Origin of the sequence: Haloplanus salinarum, from assembly GCF_024498175.1 — an archaeon.
In the GTDB taxonomy this organism is placed as follows: Archaea; Halobacteriota; Halobacteria; order Halobacteriales; family Haloferacaceae; genus Haloplanus; species Haloplanus salinarum.
Genome location: NZ_CP101823.1, coordinates 874,753 through 892,356, shown reverse-complemented (window position 1 = coordinate 892,356; position 17,604 = coordinate 874,753). Strand labels below are relative to the sequence as shown.

16 protein-coding genes are annotated in these 17,604 nt (G+C 72.0%); 9 read left to right on the top strand and 7 right to left on the bottom strand.

What is annotated here, in order from left to right; all coding sequences use genetic code 11:
* Positions 1-18: 18 nt before the first annotated feature.
* The 5 genes from NO364_RS04715 to NO364_RS04695 all read left to right on the top strand — a co-directional run bounded on the left by NO364_RS04715 (position 19) and on the right by NO364_RS04695 (position 3,499).
* On the top strand, positions 19-174 hold the full coding sequence (locus tag NO364_RS04715; protein ID WP_157688278.1) for a rubrerythrin-like domain-containing protein: 156 nt from the start codon (positions 19-21) through the stop codon (positions 172-174).
* 68 nt (positions 175-242) lie between these two features.
* Positions 243-1,394 (top strand): enolase C-terminal domain-like protein, encoded by a 1,152-nt coding sequence (locus NO364_RS04710; protein ID WP_257628668.1) that lies wholly within the window; start codon positions 243-245, stop codon positions 1,392-1,394.
* A 54-nt stretch (positions 1,395-1,448) separates the two neighbouring features.
* Positions 1,449-1,682 carry an Rdx family protein gene (locus NO364_RS04705; RefSeq protein ID WP_157688276.1) on the top strand — a complete coding sequence of 78 codons (234 nt, stop codon included), beginning with the start codon at positions 1,449-1,451 and terminating at the stop codon, positions 1,680-1,682.
* Between the two features lie 117 nt (positions 1,683-1,799).
* On the top strand, positions 1,800-2,750 hold the full coding sequence (locus NO364_RS04700) for an ABC transporter ATP-binding protein (protein WP_257628667.1): 951 nt from the start codon (positions 1,800-1,802) through the stop codon (positions 2,748-2,750).
* Positions 2,747-3,499: an ABC transporter permease gene (locus NO364_RS04695; RefSeq protein WP_257628666.1), complete on the top strand. Its 753-nt coding sequence runs from the start codon at positions 2,747-2,749 to the stop codon at positions 3,497-3,499. The genes NO364_RS04700 and NO364_RS04695 overlap by 4 nt, the downstream gene beginning before the upstream one ends.
* Before the next feature lie 8 nt (positions 3,500-3,507).
* Here the strand turns inward: NO364_RS04695 and NO364_RS04690 are convergent, their stop codons facing one another.
* The 4 genes from NO364_RS04690 to NO364_RS04675 all read right to left on the bottom strand — a co-directional run bounded on the left by NO364_RS04690 (position 3,508) and on the right by NO364_RS04675 (position 7,517).
* Complete coding sequence (locus NO364_RS04690; protein ID WP_157688273.1) at positions 3,508-5,076, bottom strand: PH domain-containing protein; 1,569 nt, start codon at positions 5,074-5,076, stop codon at positions 3,508-3,510.
* On the bottom strand, positions 5,073-5,534 hold the full coding sequence (locus NO364_RS04685; RefSeq protein ID WP_257628665.1) for a PH domain-containing protein: 462 nt from the start codon (positions 5,532-5,534) through the stop codon (positions 5,073-5,075). Before NO364_RS04685 ends, NO364_RS04690 begins: the two co-directional genes overlap by 4 nt.
* A gap of 82 nt (positions 5,535-5,616) precedes the next feature.
* Positions 5,617-6,717: an aminotransferase class V-fold PLP-dependent enzyme gene (locus NO364_RS04680; protein WP_257628664.1), complete on the bottom strand. Its 1,101-nt coding sequence runs from the start codon at positions 6,715-6,717 to the stop codon at positions 5,617-5,619.
* A gap of 56 nt (positions 6,718-6,773) precedes the next feature.
* Positions 6,774-7,517, bottom strand: coding sequence for a DUF7260 family protein (locus NO364_RS04675; protein WP_257628663.1), 744 nt, complete (start codon positions 7,515-7,517; stop codon positions 6,774-6,776).
* A gap of 277 nt (positions 7,518-7,794) precedes the next feature.
* Here NO364_RS04675 and NO364_RS04670 point away from each other — a divergent pair, with 277 nt between their 5' ends.
* Positions 7,795-8,691 (top strand): DUF4349 domain-containing protein, encoded by an 897-nt coding sequence (locus NO364_RS04670; protein ID WP_257628662.1) that lies wholly within the window; start codon positions 7,795-7,797, stop codon positions 8,689-8,691.
* Between the two features lie 101 nt (positions 8,692-8,792).
* On the opposite strand, the gene NO364_RS04665 is transcribed toward NO364_RS04670, so the two are convergent.
* From NO364_RS04665 to ribH, 3 genes are read right to left on the bottom strand one after another with little or no spacing between them, the layout of a single operon-like run.
* Positions 8,793-10,691 (bottom strand): DEAD/DEAH box helicase, encoded by a 1,899-nt coding sequence (locus tag NO364_RS04665; protein ID WP_257628661.1) that lies wholly within the window; start codon positions 10,689-10,691, stop codon positions 8,793-8,795.
* A gap of 54 nt (positions 10,692-10,745) precedes the next feature.
* Positions 10,746-11,942, bottom strand: coding sequence for a pyridoxal phosphate-dependent aminotransferase (locus NO364_RS04660; protein WP_257628660.1), 1,197 nt, complete (start codon positions 11,940-11,942; stop codon positions 10,746-10,748).
* Positions 11,939-12,349, bottom strand: coding sequence for a 6,7-dimethyl-8-ribityllumazine synthase (gene ribH / locus NO364_RS04655; protein ID WP_257628659.1), 411 nt, complete (start codon positions 12,347-12,349; stop codon positions 11,939-11,941). Before ribH ends, NO364_RS04660 begins: the two co-directional genes overlap by 4 nt.
* 90 nt (positions 12,350-12,439) lie before the next feature.
* Between ribH and NO364_RS04650 the strand changes: the two genes are divergently transcribed.
* The 3 genes from NO364_RS04650 to NO364_RS04640 all read left to right on the top strand — a co-directional run bounded on the left by NO364_RS04650 (position 12,440) and on the right by NO364_RS04640 (position 17,585).
* Positions 12,440-14,251: a flippase activity-associated protein Agl23 gene (locus tag NO364_RS04650; protein ID WP_257628658.1), complete on the top strand. Its 1,812-nt coding sequence runs from the start codon at positions 12,440-12,442 to the stop codon at positions 14,249-14,251.
* Between the two features lie 70 nt (positions 14,252-14,321).
* Complete coding sequence (folP, locus tag NO364_RS04645; protein WP_157688264.1) at positions 14,322-16,763, top strand: dihydropteroate synthase; 2,442 nt, start codon at positions 14,322-14,324, stop codon at positions 16,761-16,763.
* Positions 16,764-16,796: 33 nt separating this feature from the next.
* Positions 16,797-17,585, top strand: coding sequence for an NRDE family protein (locus tag NO364_RS04640; protein WP_157688263.1), 789 nt, complete (start codon positions 16,797-16,799; stop codon positions 17,583-17,585).
* Positions 17,586-17,604: the final 19 nt, after the last annotated feature.

The following is a 17,604-nucleotide window of genomic DNA, read 5'->3' as shown; positions in this document are numbered from 1 at the left end:
ATCCAAGCTGATGAAAGAATGCCCACACCATCGGATCCTGCCCCCTGTGACCTGGACGAACAGCTCTACGAGTGTCTGGAGTGCGGCGAGCGGCTCTGTAGCGCGTCGTCGCCGCCCGCCTGTCCGGTATGTGACGGGGTGTTGCAGAACCTGAGTCGCCCACGACCGGAGTAACGCCGTCCCGCACCGGAGCGTGTGACGGCGTCGCAAGCACTTTGCGTTCGGCTCCCGACATGCCGCCGATGCGGATAAACGAGATCGAGATCCACGAGTTCGACTACGCGGCCGAGCGGACGGGGACCGTCGGCGGCAACTGGGTGTACGATCCGGACTCCACGCTCGAACCGCCCGGCTTCGTGCTGACGATCCGCACCGCCGACGGCACTGAGGGTCACTACCGGGGGTTCGCGTTCACGCCGCCGATGGTCGCCCAGATCCGGATGGTGGCCGAGGAGCACGTCCTCGGCCGGGATCCGCTCGAACGGCGGGAGATCTGGCAGGACTGCTGGCGGGCGCTTCGCCACACCGACCACTTCGGCGTCGGGCCGATCGACGTCGCGCTCTGGGACCTGGCCGGCGCCCACCACGACGCGAGCGTCTCGACGCTGCTCGGCGGCGGGCGCGACGCCCTCCCGACCTACGCCTCGACGACCTTCGTCGACGACAACGGCGGCCTCGACGGCCCCGAGGCGTTCGCCGACTTCGCCGCCGAGTGTCTCGACCGGGGCTACGAGGGGTTCAAGTTCCACGGCCACCCCGAGGTGCGGCCCGACGTCGACGTCGCCATCTGCGAGGCGCTCGCGGATCGGGTCGGCGACCGGATGGCGCTCATGCTCGACGCCTCCAGCCTCTACCGGACCTACGCCGACGCCCTCGAAGTGGGACGGGCGCTCGACGACCTCGACTTCCGCTGGTACGAGGATCCCTTCCACGACGGCGGCGTGAGCGAGCGGGCGGTCCGGAAACTCGTCGACGAACTCGACACGCCGATGCTCGGCCTCGAACACGTCCGGACCGGCCCCTACGGGGTGGCGAACAGCCTCGCCACCGAGGCGACCGACCTCGTGCGCGCCAGCGCCCACCTCGACGGCGGCATCACGGGCGCGCTGAAGATCGCAGAGACCGTCGAGTCGTTCGGCCTCGACGTCGAACTCCTGCTCGGCGGTCCCGCACACATGCACCTGATGAGCGCGCTCAGGAACTCCAGTTTCTTCGAACACGGCCTGCGCAATCCCGGGAGCGACTGGATCCTGAACCAGGGGTTCGAGGGCGAGCCGGAGTCGGTCGACGACGACGGGCGGATGGCCGTCCCCGACGGCCCCGGCCTCGGAGTCGATATCGACTGGGCGTTCGTCGAGCGCCGCCGGACGGGTCACACGCGGATCGAGAGGTGACCGGACGGGGCGTCGGAGCCGGGATTTAACTCCACCCATTCCCAACGATCGACCATGACGAACGTGACGATCGAGTACTGCGTCCCCTGTGGCTTCCTCGACCGCGCCGAGACGATCCAGCACGCGCTGTTGACGTCGCTGGGCGAGGACCTGGACGCCGTGACCTTGGAGACCGGCGACAAGGGTGTCTTCCGGGTTCACGTCGACGGCGAGACCATCTACGACAAGGACGCGGACGGCGACTACGACACCGACGAACTCGTCACGACGGTCCGCGGCCGGGTCTGAGACCGCGTCCCGTATGTCGCTGGGTCGCCAGGACAGCCCGGCGAACCCCCGGTGATGACTCCCGGCGAACGGGACGAAAGGGAACCCTTACCCCGTCCCCCCCGCGAACCCTCGGACATGGCCGAGGCAGAGGCACTCGTCGCCGAGGACGTGCGCAGGCAGTACGGCGACGTCGTCGCGCTGGACGGCGTCTCGCTGTCGATTCCCGAAGGGGAGGTGTTCGGGCTGGTCGGGCCCAACGGCGCCGGGAAGACGACGCTAGTGCGGGCGCTTACGGGCACGACGCGCTGTGATGGGACGGTCCGGGTGCTCGGCGTCCCACCGGCCGACGTCGACGACGCCCGCGTGGGGTTGCTCCCGCAGTCGTTCCACCCGGCGGACCGACTCACCGCCCGCGAACTGGTCACCTACTACGCCGGTCTCTACGACGAATCGCGGTCCGTGACGGCCGTCCTCGACGACGTGGGGCTCTCCGAAGACGCCGACACCTGGTACGAGAAGCTCTCGGGCGGCCAGCAACGCCGTGCCTGCGTCGGCACCGCACTCGTGAACGACCCCGACGTACTCTTCCTCGACGAACCGACGACCGGCATCGACCCCGCGGGTCGGCGGTCGCTGTGGCGGTTGATCGACGACCTGGCGGCCGGCGGCACCACCGTCCTGCTCACCAGTCACTCGATGGCCGAGGTCGAACGCCTCGCCGACCGCGTGGGGCTGCTCCGCGACGGCCGCCTCGTCGCCGTCGGCAGCCCCGAGTCGCTGATCGCCGAACACGGGGGCGACAGCCGCCTGGTCGTCGACGCGGCGCCCCCTGCCGACCGGGAGGCGCTCGCGGCCGCCCTCGACGCCGAGGTGACGGAGCACGGCGGACGTCTGGAGGTCCGCGACGTCGCACTCGCCGACGTCGGCGACGTGGTCTCGCGGCTGGAGGCGGCCGGCGTCGACGTCGAGTCGTTCGCGTGGTCCGAACCCGACCTGTCGGACGTCTACCTCCGACTGACCGGCGAGTCGTTCGTGCCGACGGACGGCGACGGTCGCCCCGGCGTCGAGAGCGAGGTGGAGGGATGAGCCGGGGACGCCGGATCGGCGCCACGTTCCGCGCCGCCCTCCGGGCGTTCGTCCGACGGAAGACGGCCGTCTTCTTCACCTTCTTCTTTCCCGTCCTCCTCATCCTGATCTTCGGGGCGCTGGTGGGGACGCGGCCGACCGGCGGCGGCCTCTTCGCCCGGGACCCCGCCTTCTACATTCCGGGCTATCTCGCCGTCGTCGTCGTGTTCACGCCGCTGTCGCGGGTTGGTAGCACCATCGCCCGCCACCGGGACGGCAACCGGTTCGAGAAGCTGTCGACGACGCCGCTCCGCCGCTGGGAGTGGCTCCTCGCCCACACGCTCGTCAACGTCGCCATCATCGGCCTGGCCGGCCTGCTGCTGTTCGTCCTCGTCCTCGCCGTGACGGGCGCGACGGTGGTCGTCGGGCCGGCCCTCCTGGCGCTCGTCCCGCTGGTGGTCGTCGGCGTCGCGCTCTTCTGTGGGCTGGGGTCGATCATCGGTCGCCTCGCCGACTCGCAGGACGGCGTCATCGCCGCCAGCAACTCCGTGGCCCTGCCCGTCTGGGTGCTCTCCGAGACGTTCGTCCCGCCGTCGATGCTCCCGGCGTGGTTCCGCCCGGTGACGGCGTTCTCGCCGCTGACCTACTTCTCGCGAGGGGTGCGGACCGCCGCCGCCGGCGGCGATCCGTCCGCGCCCCTCCTCGTCCTCGCGGTGCTCGCGGCCGCCTTCTTCGTCGTCGGCGCCGTCGCCGTCCCGCGGACGGAGTGACCCGGGAGTCAGGAGTCGTCGTCGACGCCGTTCGCGTCCCCGGCTTCCGCGTTCTCCGTCCCGACGTTGTCGTCCGCATCCTCGTCGTCCGCGTCGCCGCTGGCGCCGTCGTCCGGCCGCCCGTCGTCGATCCAGCCGCGTCGGGCGGCGAGCGCCGTCCGGAGCCGGGCGTCGAGGGTCCGGCGGAGGCGTTCGGCCGTCGCCGTGTCGACGTCGACGGCGGCGGCGTCGTGACCGGTCAACGAGAGCGACCCCGCGGTGTCGGCGGTGACGGTCGCCACTCCCCACCGCCGCTGGAACACGGTCCGCGTGTCGATCACCGTCTGGATCCGGTAGTACGGGACGACCTTGATCCGCCGCCTGAGGACGCCGTTCCGCGTGACGAGGTGGTCCTCGCCGAGCCAGTAGCCCCGGTGTTTCCACTTGAGGTGGGCGGCGACGGGCGTGAGGGGGGCGAGCGCCGCGGGGCCGTACCAGGGGATCGATCCGGCCACGAATCGGTCCACGCCGTAGAGGAGACCGACGAGGACGCCGACGGCGAGGAGATAGCGGACTGCGTACCGGCCCCGGACCCGCCGGGGCGGGCGCTCGAAGGCCGGCGAGCCGACGGCTTCGATCCGGTTGGCGAGGGCGAAGACGCGGTCGCGCGCCGCGAGTGGGACGGCCGCCTCCGATCCCCCCTCACCCGATCCGGGCGCGTAGCCCGCCGTCTCGATCCGGAGCGACGCGTAGCCGAAGGCCCGCTTCAGGGGGTCGTCGAGCACCGTCAGCGTCTGTACCTTGTCGAGGGGGATGGACCCGTCGTAGCGCCGGAGGAGCCCGCGCTCGTACTGTAGTTCGTCCCCGATCCGCGCCAGCCGGAAGTCGTAGTAGTTGAGGACGGCCACGACGGCCCCGGCCGCCCACGCCACGAGGACGACGCCGAGGGCGAGCGCGACGACGCCCGCGGCGAGGAGGAGCCGTCTCGACCCGTCGGGCAGGAGCGACGACAGGGCGGGGACGCTCCCGGAGAGGAGGACGATCAGGAGTCCCGGGACGCGGGCGTCGAACGACAGCGCCCCGACGAGTGCGAGTTCCCGTGGCGTGAGCGCGAACAGTTCGGTCGTGTCGGGACCCTCGCCCGCCGCCTCCGCCTCGTCGCCGCGTTTCAGGCGACCGATCTCGCCCTGGAGGCGTTTTGCCTCCTCGAACTCGACGAAGCGGAGCGACGCCTCCGTCTCGCTCCCGCCGGCCGTCTCGAAGCCGACGACGGCGACGCCGAGCGCCCGCTGGACGACGTTGCGACTGATGTCGACGTTCTGGATGCGTCCGAGGGGGATCTCACGGTTCCGACGGGAGATCACCCCCGATCGGATGTCGAGGGTATCGCCGTCGAGGGCGTACTCGAACCGGCGGTAGTACGCCACCTCGTAGCCGATCAGCGCGAGGAGGGCGAGGCCGACGAGGGCGACGACGGCGGGCCCGCCGGCGGGGCCGAAGGCGGCGGAGGCCCCCGAAAAGAGGATGGCGGCGGTGAAGACGATGCTGCCGCCACGTTCGAGCACCCGGTAGGGCACCGAGAGCGGGGAGAGCTTCATACGGCGTCGTCGCCCTCGGCGCGGATGGCGAGTCGCTTCAGCCGCTCCCGCAGGTCGTCGGCCCCGGCGGGCGTCAGTCCCGGGATCCGGACGTCCGCGCCCCGCGAGCCGGCGGTGTAGACGACGGCGCTTGCCAGGCCGAGGAGGCGTTCGACGGGACCACGCGAGGAGTCGACGTGCTGGAGGCGGACGAAGGGGACGACCGTCCGGACGCGGGTGAAGACGCCGCGTTCGAGATACAGGGCGTCGTCGCGGACCTCGTAGCGCCAGACCCGATAGCGGGCCAGCGCGAGGCCGACGCCGAAGCCGAGGACGACGACGAGGACGGCCGGCGGGACCCACACCGGCAGGTCGACCGCCAGCCGGTCGACGGCGACGGTGACGCCGGCGAGGGCGACGGCGACGATGGCGGCCTGTCCGGCCCACACGACGCGAACCCGCGGGTGGAGTCGGTTCATCGGCGGCCCTCCTGGCGTGCCATGTCTGCCCGTTCCCGTCCGCGCGGTAAATATCGTCGTGGTCGGCGGCCGACCGCGTCGCTCACAGCGCGTCGAGCAACGCGTCGACGTCCGCGGCGGTGTTGAACACGTGGACCGACGCCCGGACCGCGTCGGGGTAGGGGAGCGACCGGACGTGGATCCCCTCGTCGGCGAGGCGATCGACCAGTCCTTCGGGGTCGTCGGCGTCGAAGGTGACGAGCCCGGACTCGTACGCGCGGGGGCTCAGCAGTCGATCCCCGAGCCCCGCCTTGAGGCGGTCGGTCAGGCGCTCGATCCGGCCGGTGACGGTGTCGTAGCCGAGCGCCTCCACCGTGTCGATGGCCTCGATCAGCCCGCGGTACGGCGCCGGCGACGTGGTCCCCACCTCCAGTCGCGGGGCGCCGGCTTTCAGCGACAGGTCGTCGGCACTGGCGTCCGCGACGCTCCGGTAGCTGGCGATCCCCGGCGTGAGGCCGTCGGCCACCGACCGGTCGACGTAGAGAAATCCCGCCCCCCAGGGCCCGAGGAGCCACTTGTGGCCGGCGGCGGCGACGAAGTCGGCTCCCCACTCGCGGACGTCGACGGGGACCTGCCCCGGCGACTGGACGCCGTCGACCAGCACCAGCGTGTCGTGGTCGTGGGCGATCTCGACGATCTCCGCGACCGGCAGCCGGGTTCCGTAATTCCAGGTGATCGAGTTCAGACAGAGCAGGCGCGCGTCGGCGACGGCCTCGGCGACCGAATCGAGGTCGAGGCGACCGGCCTCGGTGTCGAGGACGCGGACCTCGACCCCCTGATCGCGGAGGTTCCACCAGGGGACGACCCCCGCGGAGTGTTCGAGGTCGGTGCGGACGACGACGTCACCGGGGTTCCAGTCGAGGGCCGCGGCGACCCGGGCGATGCCGTCGGCCGTGCTCTCGGTGAGTGCGATCTCCGCGGGATCGGCACCCAGGAAGTCGGCGACGACCTCGCGGGTCTCCTCGAACGTCTCGAAGGCCGCGGGGTACGCTCCCTCCTCGACGGGGGCGACGTACTCGTGGTGTTCGAGGAAGTCACCGGCCGCCTCGACGACGCGCCGCGGGGCCGGGCCGGAGGCGCCGGTGTTGAAGTAGACGCCGCGTTCGAGGGCGGGAATCTCCGCACGCAGGTCTTCGGGTCGCATACCGGTCACTGGGGGAGGGTGCCACCTCAACGTTTCCCGTCGGGACGGCGGGGCGATCAGGCCGTCGTGGCGAGGCGTCGCTCGACCCGTCGCCGGGCGCGTCTCGCCGCCCGTCCGCGGTCCGCGACCGCCGCGAGGACCGGGTAGTTCGCCGGGCAGTCGGCGTAGAGGTACTCCGCCAGATCCGTGGGGACGCCCGGGAGTTCGCTCCGCCGGCCCCGGATCGTCTCCTGGCGGCGCATCCCGACCCCGTCGATTCGCGCCTCCACCTCGCGAACGGATCCCCACAGGTCGTACAGATCGTCGAACGACTGCTCGGACAGCGGCCGGTCGTCCAGGGCGACGAGGTCGGCCCAGGCCGCGGACAGGTCGTCGGCCGCGCGGGCGAGCGAGGCGTCCTCGCGGTCGAGGACGTCGAGGAACGCCTCGCGCTCGCGCTCCGCGGCGGCGGCCGCCGCCCGGACGGCGTCGCGGAACTCCGGGGTCAGCGCCGATCCGCCGACGAGCGCCGCCGCGAGGTCGTCGCCGAACTCCGCCGCGAGGCTCTCGGCCACCGTGTCGCCGTACTCCGTCTCGTAGTGGGGGACGCTCATCACCGTCTCCACGTAGGCCGTCCGGACGCGTTCGAGCGACGCCCCCGACGGCCGGGGATCGGTCAGCAGCGGCGGCGACGACGACGCCGCGACTGCCGATATCTCCGCGACCCGCCGGTCGAACGCCGCGAAGGCGTCGCGTTCCGCCGCGACGCTGGTTCGTTCCTCGGCGACGGCCGTCCGTGCCCGCTCGATGCGGGCCGTCATCGGCGGTCACCGATCGTCCGTTCGGGCCGTCTCACCGCCACGCTCGCGGACGGACCGTGTCCGGACGTGGTCGACGCCCGCAGCCGACGCGGGGCGCGGGGCGCGTCCTCGCCTGTCATGTCCGTTGCTCACCGTTGTGTCACGATAAAAATATCGTATATAGTATCAGTTCTCCCCCGGAGCGTCGCCGTGGCAACAATAGTCGCGGGGAGCGGAGTGTCAAACGGCTGTTTGTGCCTTGAGAGGGGTTTTGGGGCGGCCCCGAGTACGGACGCCCATGGCACGACGAAACCGATCGGTCACCGTGTTGCTCGTGGCGCTGGTCCTCCTTGCCGGCTGTGGCGGGTCGGCCGGGGGCGCGGACGCCGGTGGCGGGGGCGACAGCGGCCTCACCGAGGCGTCGATGGCCGAGGAACGCGCCGTCGACGCCCAGGCCGACGGGGGCGACGGCGGCGATGGCGGGGGCGACGGCGCCGCCGCGTCGGCGACGAGCCGGTCGATCATCCGAACCGGGACCGTCGAGTTGCGGGTCGACGACTACGAGCGGAGCCGGTCGAACCTGACGGCGCTCGTGGAGTCCCAGGGCGGCTACGTCGGCGAGTCGGCCCAGCAGGTCCGCGGCGACGACGACGCCACCTGGACCGAGGGCCGGGTCGTCCTGCGGGTCCCCGCGGAGAACTTCTCGACGACGATGGCCGCCATCGAGCGCGAGGGAACGGTCCGTGCGTCCCGAACCTCGACCCAGGACGTGACCGAGCAGGTGGTCGACCTGGAGGCGCGGCTCGAGAACCTCCGGGCCGAACGCGAGCGCCTGCGGACCCTCTACGCGGAGGCGAACGACACCGAGGACGTCCTCGCGGTCGAGCGCCGACTCTCCGAGGTCCAGACCGAAATCGAGCGCACGGAGGCCGAGTTACAGAACATCCAGCGGCGGGTCGCCTACTCGACCATCACGGTCGAACTGACCGAACCCCGGCCCGACCGCCCGGCACCCGACCGGTGGTACGACACGTCGGTCGTCGCCGCCTTCCTCGAATCCGTCGAGGGCGTCGGCGTCGTCCTCCGGGCGACCGTCGTCGCCGCCGCCTTCGTCGCGCCGTACCTCCTCGTCTTCCTCACGCCCTTCGCCGTCGTCGGGGGACTGCTCTACCGGTACCGACACCGGATCCTCTGATACGGATTATTGTAACTGTGTACCGGTGGTTCGCCGGACGCTGGGCGAACCATCGGTAATGACTTACAATAAACCGTATGACCCGTCCGACGCCCCCGCGCTCAGAGCCGCGCCCGCAGGTCGCGAAAGGGCAGGTCCGCGTCGGCCTCGACCGCTCCCGCGATGGCGTCGGCCGCGCCGAGCAGCCACGCGGCGCGTTCGATCCGCGACTCCAGGTCGCCGGGGCCGATGCGGAACCGCTCGACCAGGTCCGCCGCGCTCGCTCCCTCGACCCACCCGTGGAGGACCCGCGCCGTCTTCACGGCGGTGAGCCAGCCCTCGAAGTCCGCCGTCTCGTTCATCCCGGTCGTGAACTCGTCGGCGTGGCGCCGCGCGAAGTCGTACATGTCCGCCCTCTCGCGGTTCCCGAGGTAGGTGTCCTGCATGTCCGGCGTATCACAGACGATTTCGAGCGCCGTCAGCGCCGTCGGGGCGTCCATCCCCGCCGCCGTCCGCAGGCCGGCGACGATCCGGGCGCCCGTCTCGGGGGTGACGTACTGCTTCGAGACGCGGTCGCCGAGGTCGGTCGCCGACAGCGACGCCCCCTCGGCGATCATCCCCATCTCCACGAGGTCGGCGACCGCCGTGTCGACGACGCTGCCCAGTTCCCGTGTCGGCGTCCCGTGGGCGTAGAACGTCGCGTCGAGCACGTCGAGGATACCCTCGCGGGACGCCGCGAACTCGGAGGCGACGACCGAGAGGACGTGCGTCCGGAGCGCGTTCGGGTCGGCCAGCTGTGACTCCACCCGCTCCGGGTCGGCGTCGACGTACCGCTCCCACAGCTCGTCGCGGGTGGACGCGTCGCCGACCAGCACCGCCTCGCCGTACGGATCCAGGTGGGGGCGCCCCGCCCGCCCGCACATCTGGTGGACCTCCAGCGTGGGGAGCCACTCCATGCCCGACCCGGTGTAGCGTCGCTGGTCGCGGACCACCACCCGGCGCGCGGGGACGTTCACGCCCGCCGCGAGGGTCGGCGTCGCACAGATGACCCGCAGGGTCCGGTCGCGGAAGGCCCGCTCGACGGCGATCCGATGGGTGCTCCGCAGCCCCGCGTGGTGAAAGGCGACGCCGTCGGCGACGCAGTCGGCGAGGCGGCGACCGGTCTCGCTGCCGTCGAGGTCGCGGATCTCGCTCGCCACGTCCGGGGCGCTTCCCAGGCCCGACCCGGCGAGGCGCTCGGCGAGCGTCTCGGCCTCGCGGCGCGACCGGACGAACGCCAAGGCCTGTCCCCCGTCGTCGACGGCTCCCGAGACGAGGGCGTCCGCCGCGTCGGTGGCGTCCTCGGGGTCGCCCGCGATCGTCGGGGCCAACTCCGTTCCGTCGTCGAACGTCGCCGATCCCTCGGCGTAGACGCCGGTCCGAAGGTCGACCGGTCGCCAGGTCGATTGGATCAGTTCGGCGTCCAGCCAGTCGGCGATCTCCTCCGGGTTGGCGACCGTCGCCGAGAGGGCGACGATGCAGACACCGGGCGCCCGCCGCTGGAGGGTCGCGAGGGTCACCTCCAGGGTCGGGCCGCGGCCCTCGCTCCCGACGAGGTGGACCTCGTCGACGACGACGCAGGCGAGGTCGGCGATCCAGTCGGCGCCGTTGCGGATGGCCGAATCCACCTTCTCGCTCGTGGCGACGACGACGTCGTTCTCGCCGAGGTCCTCGCCGGCTTCGTCGAAGTCGCCGGTCGAGATGCCGACGCTCACGCCCGGCAGTTCGGAGAAGGTCTCGTATTTTTCGCGGGCGAGCGCCCTGAGCGGAACGATATAGAGGCCGGGGCCGTCCGCAGTCAGCATGGCGAGTTCGGCGATCAGGGTCTTGCCGCTGGCGGTCGGCACGGCGGCGACGAGCCGTTCGCCCTCCGTGACGCCCGCCTCGACGGCCGCCGCCTGAGGGGGGTAGAGCTCCTCGATCCCCCGCGACTCGAAGTGATCGACGAGGGCCGCCGACAGTGGGAGGTCCCGAACGCGCATCGTGTCGACGTGGGGCGGGGTCGTACCTAAACCCCCGGCCGCCCGCCGCTCGCCTCAGATGTAGCCGCCGTCGGCCAGCCGCTCGACGCCCTCGCGGAGGCGCTCCGTGCTCGCCGCGTAGGAGAGGCGGGCGTAGCCGGGCGTCCCGAAGGCGCTCCCGGGCACCGTAGCGACGTGGGCGTCCTCGATGGCGCCCTCACACCACGCCTGATCGTCGTCACTGACGGGGAGCATCATGTAGAAGGCGCCGTCGCCGACGGGGACGTCGACGCCGTGGTCGGCGAAGAGGTCGGCGAGCATGTCGCGGCGCTCGCGGAAGGCCTCGCGCATCTCGCCGACGGCCTCGTCGGTGTTCCGCAGGGCTTCGATCCCCGCGTGCTGGACGAAGTTGACGGCACACGACACCGAGTGCGACTGGATCTTGCCGGCCTGCGAGACGAACGACTCGGGCGCACAGAAGTAGCCGAGCCGCCAGCCCGTCATCGCGTAGGCCTTCGAGAAGCCGTTGACGGTGATGGTGTGCTCGCCCATGCCGTCGAGCGAGCCGAGGCTGGTCTGTTCGACCCCGTACGTGATCTCGTCGTACATCTCGTCGGAGATGACCGTGACGTCGTGATCGACCGCGAGGTCGCGGACCCCTTCGAGGGCGGCGTCGGAGTAGACGGCGCCCGTGGGGTTCGACGGCGAGTTGACGACCAGCAGTTCGGTGTCGTCGGAGACGGTTTCGGCGAGGTCGTCGAGCGCGGGTTCGAGTTGGAAGTCGTACGGCGAGAGGTCGACCCGCGAGAGGTCGGCGCCGGCCATCTTCGCCTGCGCCTCGTAGGACACCCACGCGGGGTCGAGGAGGACCACCTCGTCGCCAGTGCGGGACGACGTCCCGCTAGCGGACGGGCTTCGCCCGTCAGCCCCGTCGATCAGGGTGTGGAAGATCTCGTAGAGCGCCTGCTTGCCGCCCGGCGTGACGACCACGTTGTCGGCCGCGCAGTCGATCCCGTCGGCTCGCAGTTTCTCCGCGATTGCCTCGCGGAGTTCGGGGATACCGTTCGAGGAGGTGTAGCCCGTATCGCCGGCGGCGAGGGAGTCCTCGGCGGCCCGTTTGATGTTCTCCGGCGTGTCGAAGTCGGGTTCGCCCACCGAGAGGTCGACGACGTCGATCCCGTCGGCCTCGAGTTCGTTCGCGAGGTTGCTGATTGCGAGCGTCGCACTCGGCTCGACGCGGTCGACGCGCGAGGCGAAGTCGAAGTCGATCATGGTAACGTGCGTACCATCTCGACGGCTGCGTTTACCGCTTCCGCTCCCTTCTCGACGCGCTCCCGGGCCTCGGCGCCGCTCATCCCCGGCCCGGACACGCCGAACGTGACCGGGGTGTCGCGGTCGAGGCTCACGCGGGTCAGCGCCCGCGCCGTCGCGTCGCCGATCACCCGGTCGTGGTCCGTGTCGCCGGTGACGATGGCGCCGACGACGGCCACGGCGTCGACGTCGTCGCGGCGCGCCAGTCGGTCGGCCGCGAGCGGCGTGTCGTAACTCCCCGGTACCGACAGCTCCGTCGTCACTTCCACGTCCCCGTCGGCCGTCGCGGCCGCGTCCCGGGCCGCGTCCGCCATCGGTTCGGTGACGGACGCGTTGAACTCCGCCACCACCAGTCCCAGCCTGATCATGTGCGCCGCCTCGGCGCGGGGTGGCAAAGTCCTTGCCCTCCCGGCCGTCAAGGGAAAGAGTTGTTACCGCCGAGGCGACAGGGGTTAGCGATGCGTTCCGACGGCCGCCGTACCCTCCGGGCGGTACTCGCCATCGCCGCCCTCGCGCTCGCCGTCAGGCTCCTCGCCCTCGGCGCCCGGATCTTCCACTGGGACGAGGGTCGGGTCGGCTACTGGATCCTCCGGTACCACGAGACCGGGGAGTTCGCCTACCGGCCCATCGTCCACGGTCCCTTCCTCTTCGTCGTCAACGACTGGATGTTCTCGGTGCCCGGCCTCGGGGCGAGCGACTTCAGCGCCCGCCTGATCGTCGCCCTCGTCGGCGGGTGCCTCCCGCTCACGGCGTGGCTCCTCCGCGACCGACTGCGGGACACAGAGGTCGTCGCGCTCGCGCTCGTCCTCGCGGCCAACCCCCTGCTGGTCTACTACTCCCGGTTCATGCGCAACGACGTCCTCGTCGGTGCCTTCGCGTTCGCGGCGCTCGCCGTCTTCGTCCGCGGCCTCGACCGGGGCGACGTCCGCTACCTCTACCCCGCCGCGGCCCTCCTCGGTCTCGCCTTTACCACCAAGGAGAACGCCGTCGTCTACCTCCTCTGCTATCTGGGTGCCGGCGCCCTCCTCGTCGACCACCGCCTGTACCGGCGGGCCCGCGACGGGGCGTCGGTCGTCACCCTCGTCCGCACGGAGTGGCGGACGGCCGCCGCCTACCGCCTGACGTCGTGGGGCGGGTCGGTCCGTCGCGGACTCGGCCTCGCGGTCGCCCACCTCGTCGCCGCCGTCGTCGTCTTCGTCGCCGTCGTCGCCTTCTTTTACGCACCGCGGCCCGACCTGTGGGGGGCCCTCGCGGCGCCCGCCCGCCTCCCGGGGGTCGTCGAGAGCGCCACCGTCGGCTCCTGGGAGTCCTTCTTCGACCTCTGGGTCTCCGGGAGCCACCAGAGCCACGACTATCTGCCCTTCCTCTATGACTACCTCGAAACATTACTGTTCGGGGCGCCTTTCGTCGTCCTCTTCGCCGTCGTCGGGTTCGTCGCCGACGGCTACGGTGCCGTAGACGTCGACACGCCCGGATCGCGGGGCCTCGTCGCCTTCGCGACCTACTGGGGCGCGGTCAGCATCGTCGGCTACCCCATCGCGACCGACATCCGGGCGCCGTGGGCCGCCGTCCACGCCGTGATTCCGCTCGCGGTCCCCGCGGCGGTCGGCGTCGCCACCCTCGCCCGGCAGGTCCGGACGGCGGTCGAACGGGCACGCTCCCGCGCCGGCGGGGGCGGGAGCGACGTGGTGCGCACGCTCCGGGCCGCGTGGACGCCCTCGGCGGCGCTCGCGGCGCTCCTGCTCTGTGGCGCCGTCGCGGGCGTCGTCGGCGCCAACGCCACGTACACGAACAGCACCGACGACGACGAGGCCGGGGAAGTCATCCAGTGGGCGCAGCCCGAGAACGACCTCAAGGAGACGCTGGCGCTGGTCCGCGGGGTGGTCCGCGTCGACGACGAGGGCCCGGACGTCCTGTTCGTCGGCACGCACACGCCCGGCAACCCGAGCGACGTCCGCTTCCACGTCACGGACGAGGGGTCGCTGGACCAGCCACGCCCCGGCGGGCCGTCCTGGCACACGCGGCTTCCGCTGCCCTGGTATCTCGAACGCTACGGGGCAGCGGTGACGAGCACACCCCCGGACGACAAGACGCTCGGGTCGGATCCGCCGCCAGTGATCGTCGCCGCCAGCTGGGACGAGGACGTCGTCGACCGACAGATCACGGGCTATTCGACCCACCGGCACGACTTCCGGCTCTGGAACGACGAGATCGTCGTGTTCGTCGAGGACGACGCCCTCGACCGGGCGCGCGAGCGAGGCTACGCGTAACCGACCGCCCGTTCGGTAGGTTCGGCCACGACCGTGGGACTAAAACCCTCCCGACGCGGACTCCTCGGACATGGATTATCACGCCGCGGCGGACTTTCTGTCGGACCTCCGCCGGTTCGCGCTCGATCCGGGCACGGAGTCGATCCGTGACCTGCTGGCCCACCTCGACGACCCTCACGAGGGCGTCGAGTTCGTCCAGATCGCCGGATCGAACGGCAAGGGGAGCACGGCCCGCATGACCGAGTCGATCCTCGGCGCGGCGGGCTACCGGGTCGGACTGTACACCTCGCCGCATTTCGACGACGTCCGCGAGCGGATCCGGGTCGGCGGGCGCCGAATCCCCGAGTCCGAAGTCGTCGAGTTCGTCGAGCGGGTCCGCCCGTTCCTCGTCGACCGGGCGGTCGAGGGCGACCCGCTCACCTCCTTCGAGACGCTGACGGCGATGGCGCTCTGGCACTTCGGCCGGTCCGACGTCGACGTGGCCGTCCTCGAGGTGGGGATGGGCGGCCGCCTCGACGCGACGAGCGTGGTCGATCCCGTCGCCGCCGCGGTGACGGCGGTGAGCTTAGAGCACACCGGCATCCTGGGCGAGACGCTCGACGAGATCGCGGCCGAGAAGGTCGCCGTCGAGGCCGAGGACGCCCCGCTGGTGACGGGCGCGAGCGGTGAGGCGCGGACGGCCGTCCGCCGCCACGCGACCGACGCCCTGACCGTCGGCTTCGCCGACGAGTCGCCGGACGTGACCGTCAGCTACGACGGCCTCGTCAACCACACCGAGGCGGGCGTCGGCGTCACGGGCCCGGACCTGGACGTCGAGACGCGCATTCCCGTGCCCGGGTCGTACCAAGCGCGCAACGCCGGCGTCGCCGCGGTGCTCGCCCGACAGGTCGGCGGCGACCGCGTCACCGACGCCGTCGTCGCACGCGGCCTGCGGGGAGCCCACTGGCCCGGCCGGTTCGAGGTCATGGAGCGCGATCCGTTGGTCGTCCTCGACGGCGCCCACAACCCCGGCGCGTGCCGCGCGGCCGCGGCGACCCTCGACGAGTACGACTACGACGACCTCCACCTCGTCGTCGGCGCGATGCACGACAAGGACCACCGCGAGATGGCGGCCGAACTCCCGGCGGCGGCGTCCGTGCGAGCCTGCGCACCCGCACACGAGCGGGCGGCCGACCCGGCGGTGCTGGCCGCGGCCTTCCGGGCGGCCGGCGCGAGCGACGTGACCACGGCGGGGACGGTGGCGGCCGCCCTCGACGACGCCCGGGCGGCGGCGGGCCCGGGGGACTGCGTCCTCGTCGTCGGGTCGCTCTTCGCCGTCGCCGAGGCCCGTCGCACGTGGTCGCGGCTGGCGGTGGGGCGCCGGGTCGACACCGTCGAGGACGCGAGGGCGGTGTTCGACCGCTCGAACGCGGATTCCCCCGCCGGCGTGGCCGAGGAGGGCGTCCACCGCGTCGTGACCGTCCGTCTCGACCGGCGGGAGGCGCGGGCGGTCGAGCGCGCGGCCGGTCGGACCGGCGCGATCGCCGTCACCGCGGAGTACCGCACCGGCCGCGAACTCCGGGAGGCGGTGATCGCGGGCACGCGTGCCGACCTCCGCGCGCTCGCCGACGCGCTCGACGGGACGCTGACGGGCGTCGTCGACCGCCTGCGCGACCGGATCGGCGTCGGCGACGACGCGCCCACGCACTACCCCTGGGAGGACCGCCCCGCGGTCATGGGCATCCTGAACGTGACCCCGGACAGCTTCCACGACGGCGGCGAGTACTTCGACCCGACGACGGCCGTCGAGCGCGCCGAGGCGATGGTCGAGGCGGGGGCCGACGTGATCGACGTGGGCGGCGAGAGCACGCGCCCGGGCGCCGATCCCGTCCCAGTGGAGGACGAAATCGACCGCGTCAGGCCGGTGATCGACGCGCTCGCGGACCTCGACGTCCTAGTGTCGATCGACACCCGAAAGGCGGCGGTCGGGCGGGCAGCCCTAGAGGCGGGCGCGGACATCCTCAACGACGTGACCGGCCTCGCGGACCCCGAGATGCGCTTCGTCGCCGCGGAACACGACGTGCCGGTCGTCGTGATGCACAGCATCGACGCGCCGGTCGTGCCCGACCGTGCAGTTACGTACGACGACGTGGTCTCGGACGTGATCGACGAACTCGCGGAGCGGGTGGCCCTCGCCGAGCGGGCGGGACTCGACCGGGAGCAGGTGATCGTCGACCCCGGACTCGGCTTCGGGAAGTCGAACGTCGAGAACTTCGAACTCCTCGACCGCCTCGCGGAGTTCCGGGCGCTCGGCTGTCCGATCCTCCTCGGTCACTCCCACAAGTCCATGTTCGGCCACGTGGGACAGGACGCGGGCGAGCGCCTGCCGGCGACGGTGGCGACGACGGCGCTGGCGGTCGACCGCGGCGTCGACATCGTGCGCGTCCACGACGTCGCGGAGAACGTGGCCGCGGTGCGGACCGCCGTCGCGACGGCGGACGCCGCGGACGTACCCGAGGCGTGGCGGGAGTGATAGCTTAAGTCGCCGGCTCCGTTACCCCGAGGCGTGTGTACCCTGACCCTCGCCTGGCAGACGTTCGTCGACGCGCCGGTGCTCGTCGCCGCCAACCGGGACGAGCGACGGGACCGGCCCGCGGAGCCGCCGGAGTGGACCGGCTCGACCCCGGCCGTGATCGCACCGCGTGACGCCGAGGCCGGCGGCACGTGGATCGGCTACAACGACGCCGGCCTCTTCGTCGGCATCACGAACCGGCCGATGGCGAACCCGACCGCGGAGCGGTCGCGGGGGCTGCTCGTCGACGACGCGCTCCGGGAACCCGACGCGCGCTCGGCCGCCCGCCTCGTCGAACGGGCGGTCGAGACGGACGGGTACGACGGCTTCAACCTCGTCGTCGCCGACCGGAGCGGCGCCTTCCTCTTCGAGTGGGACGGCCGGCTCCGGACCCACCGACTCGACCCGGGCGTTCACGTCGTCGTCAACAGCGGGGCGGCGCTCGGCGGCGGCGGGGCCGTCGTCGACGCCTTCCGGACGCCCGGCCCCGACGATGACGACGACGGCGACCCGAACCGCGCCGCCGAACAGGCCGCCAACGCCCGCGCCGTGCGGGCGGCGCTGACGCCCGAACCGGGCGAGGCGGCCGACGCCTGGCTCGACCGGGCGGGGACGGTCCTCGGCGACCACGAGTTCGGCGTCTGCATCCACGCGGACGGCTACGGCACCCGCTCGTCCTCGCTGCTCCGCCTCGACGACGACGGGGGAACCTACCGGTTCGCCGACGGGCCGCCCTGCGAGACGCCGTACCGCCGCGTCGAGACGGACGAAAGTCAGCTTTAAACCCGCCGCAACGGTTTGT

Excerpts from the sequence above, each read along its gene's own strand:
- NO364_RS04660 (WP_257628660.1), bottom strand. The coding sequence starts at position 11,942 with ATGATCGACTTCGACTTCGCCTCGCGCGTCGACCGCGTCGAGCCGAGT.
- NO364_RS04665 (WP_257628661.1), bottom strand. The coding sequence starts at position 10,691 with ATGCGCGTTCGGGACCTCCCACTGTCGGCGGCCCTCGTCGATCACTTC.
- NO364_RS04675 (WP_257628663.1), bottom strand. The coding sequence starts at position 7,517 with ATGACGGCCCGCATCGAGCGGGCACGGACGGCCGTCGCCGAGGAACGA.
- folP (WP_157688264.1), top strand. The coding sequence starts at position 14,322 with ATGGATTATCACGCCGCGGCGGACTTTCTGTCGGACCTCCGCCGGTTC.
- NO364_RS04650 (WP_257628658.1), top strand. The coding sequence starts at position 12,440 with ATGCGTTCCGACGGCCGCCGTACCCTCCGGGCGGTACTCGCCATCGCC.
- NO364_RS04695 (WP_257628666.1), top strand. The coding sequence starts at position 2,747 with ATGAGCCGGGGACGCCGGATCGGCGCCACGTTCCGCGCCGCCCTCCGG.
- NO364_RS04690 (WP_157688273.1), bottom strand. The coding sequence starts at position 5,076 with ATGAAGCTCTCCCCGCTCTCGGTGCCCTACCGGGTGCTCGAACGTGGC.
- NO364_RS04685 (WP_257628665.1), bottom strand. The coding sequence starts at position 5,534 with ATGAACCGACTCCACCCGCGGGTTCGCGTCGTGTGGGCCGGACAGGCC.
- NO364_RS04700 (WP_257628667.1), top strand. The coding sequence starts at position 1,800 with ATGGCCGAGGCAGAGGCACTCGTCGCCGAGGACGTGCGCAGGCAGTAC.
- NO364_RS04710 (WP_257628668.1), top strand. The coding sequence starts at position 243 with ATGCGGATAAACGAGATCGAGATCCACGAGTTCGACTACGCGGCCGAG.
- NO364_RS04670 (WP_257628662.1), top strand. The coding sequence starts at position 7,795 with ATGGCACGACGAAACCGATCGGTCACCGTGTTGCTCGTGGCGCTGGTC.
- NO364_RS04715 (WP_157688278.1), top strand. The coding sequence starts at position 19 with ATGCCCACACCATCGGATCCTGCCCCCTGTGACCTGGACGAACAGCTC.
- ribH (WP_257628659.1), bottom strand. The coding sequence starts at position 12,349 with ATGATCAGGCTGGGACTGGTGGTGGCGGAGTTCAACGCGTCCGTCACC.
- NO364_RS04705 (WP_157688276.1), top strand. The coding sequence starts at position 1,449 with ATGACGAACGTGACGATCGAGTACTGCGTCCCCTGTGGCTTCCTCGAC.
- NO364_RS04680 (WP_257628664.1), bottom strand. The coding sequence starts at position 6,717 with ATGCGACCCGAAGACCTGCGTGCGGAGATTCCCGCCCTCGAACGCGGC.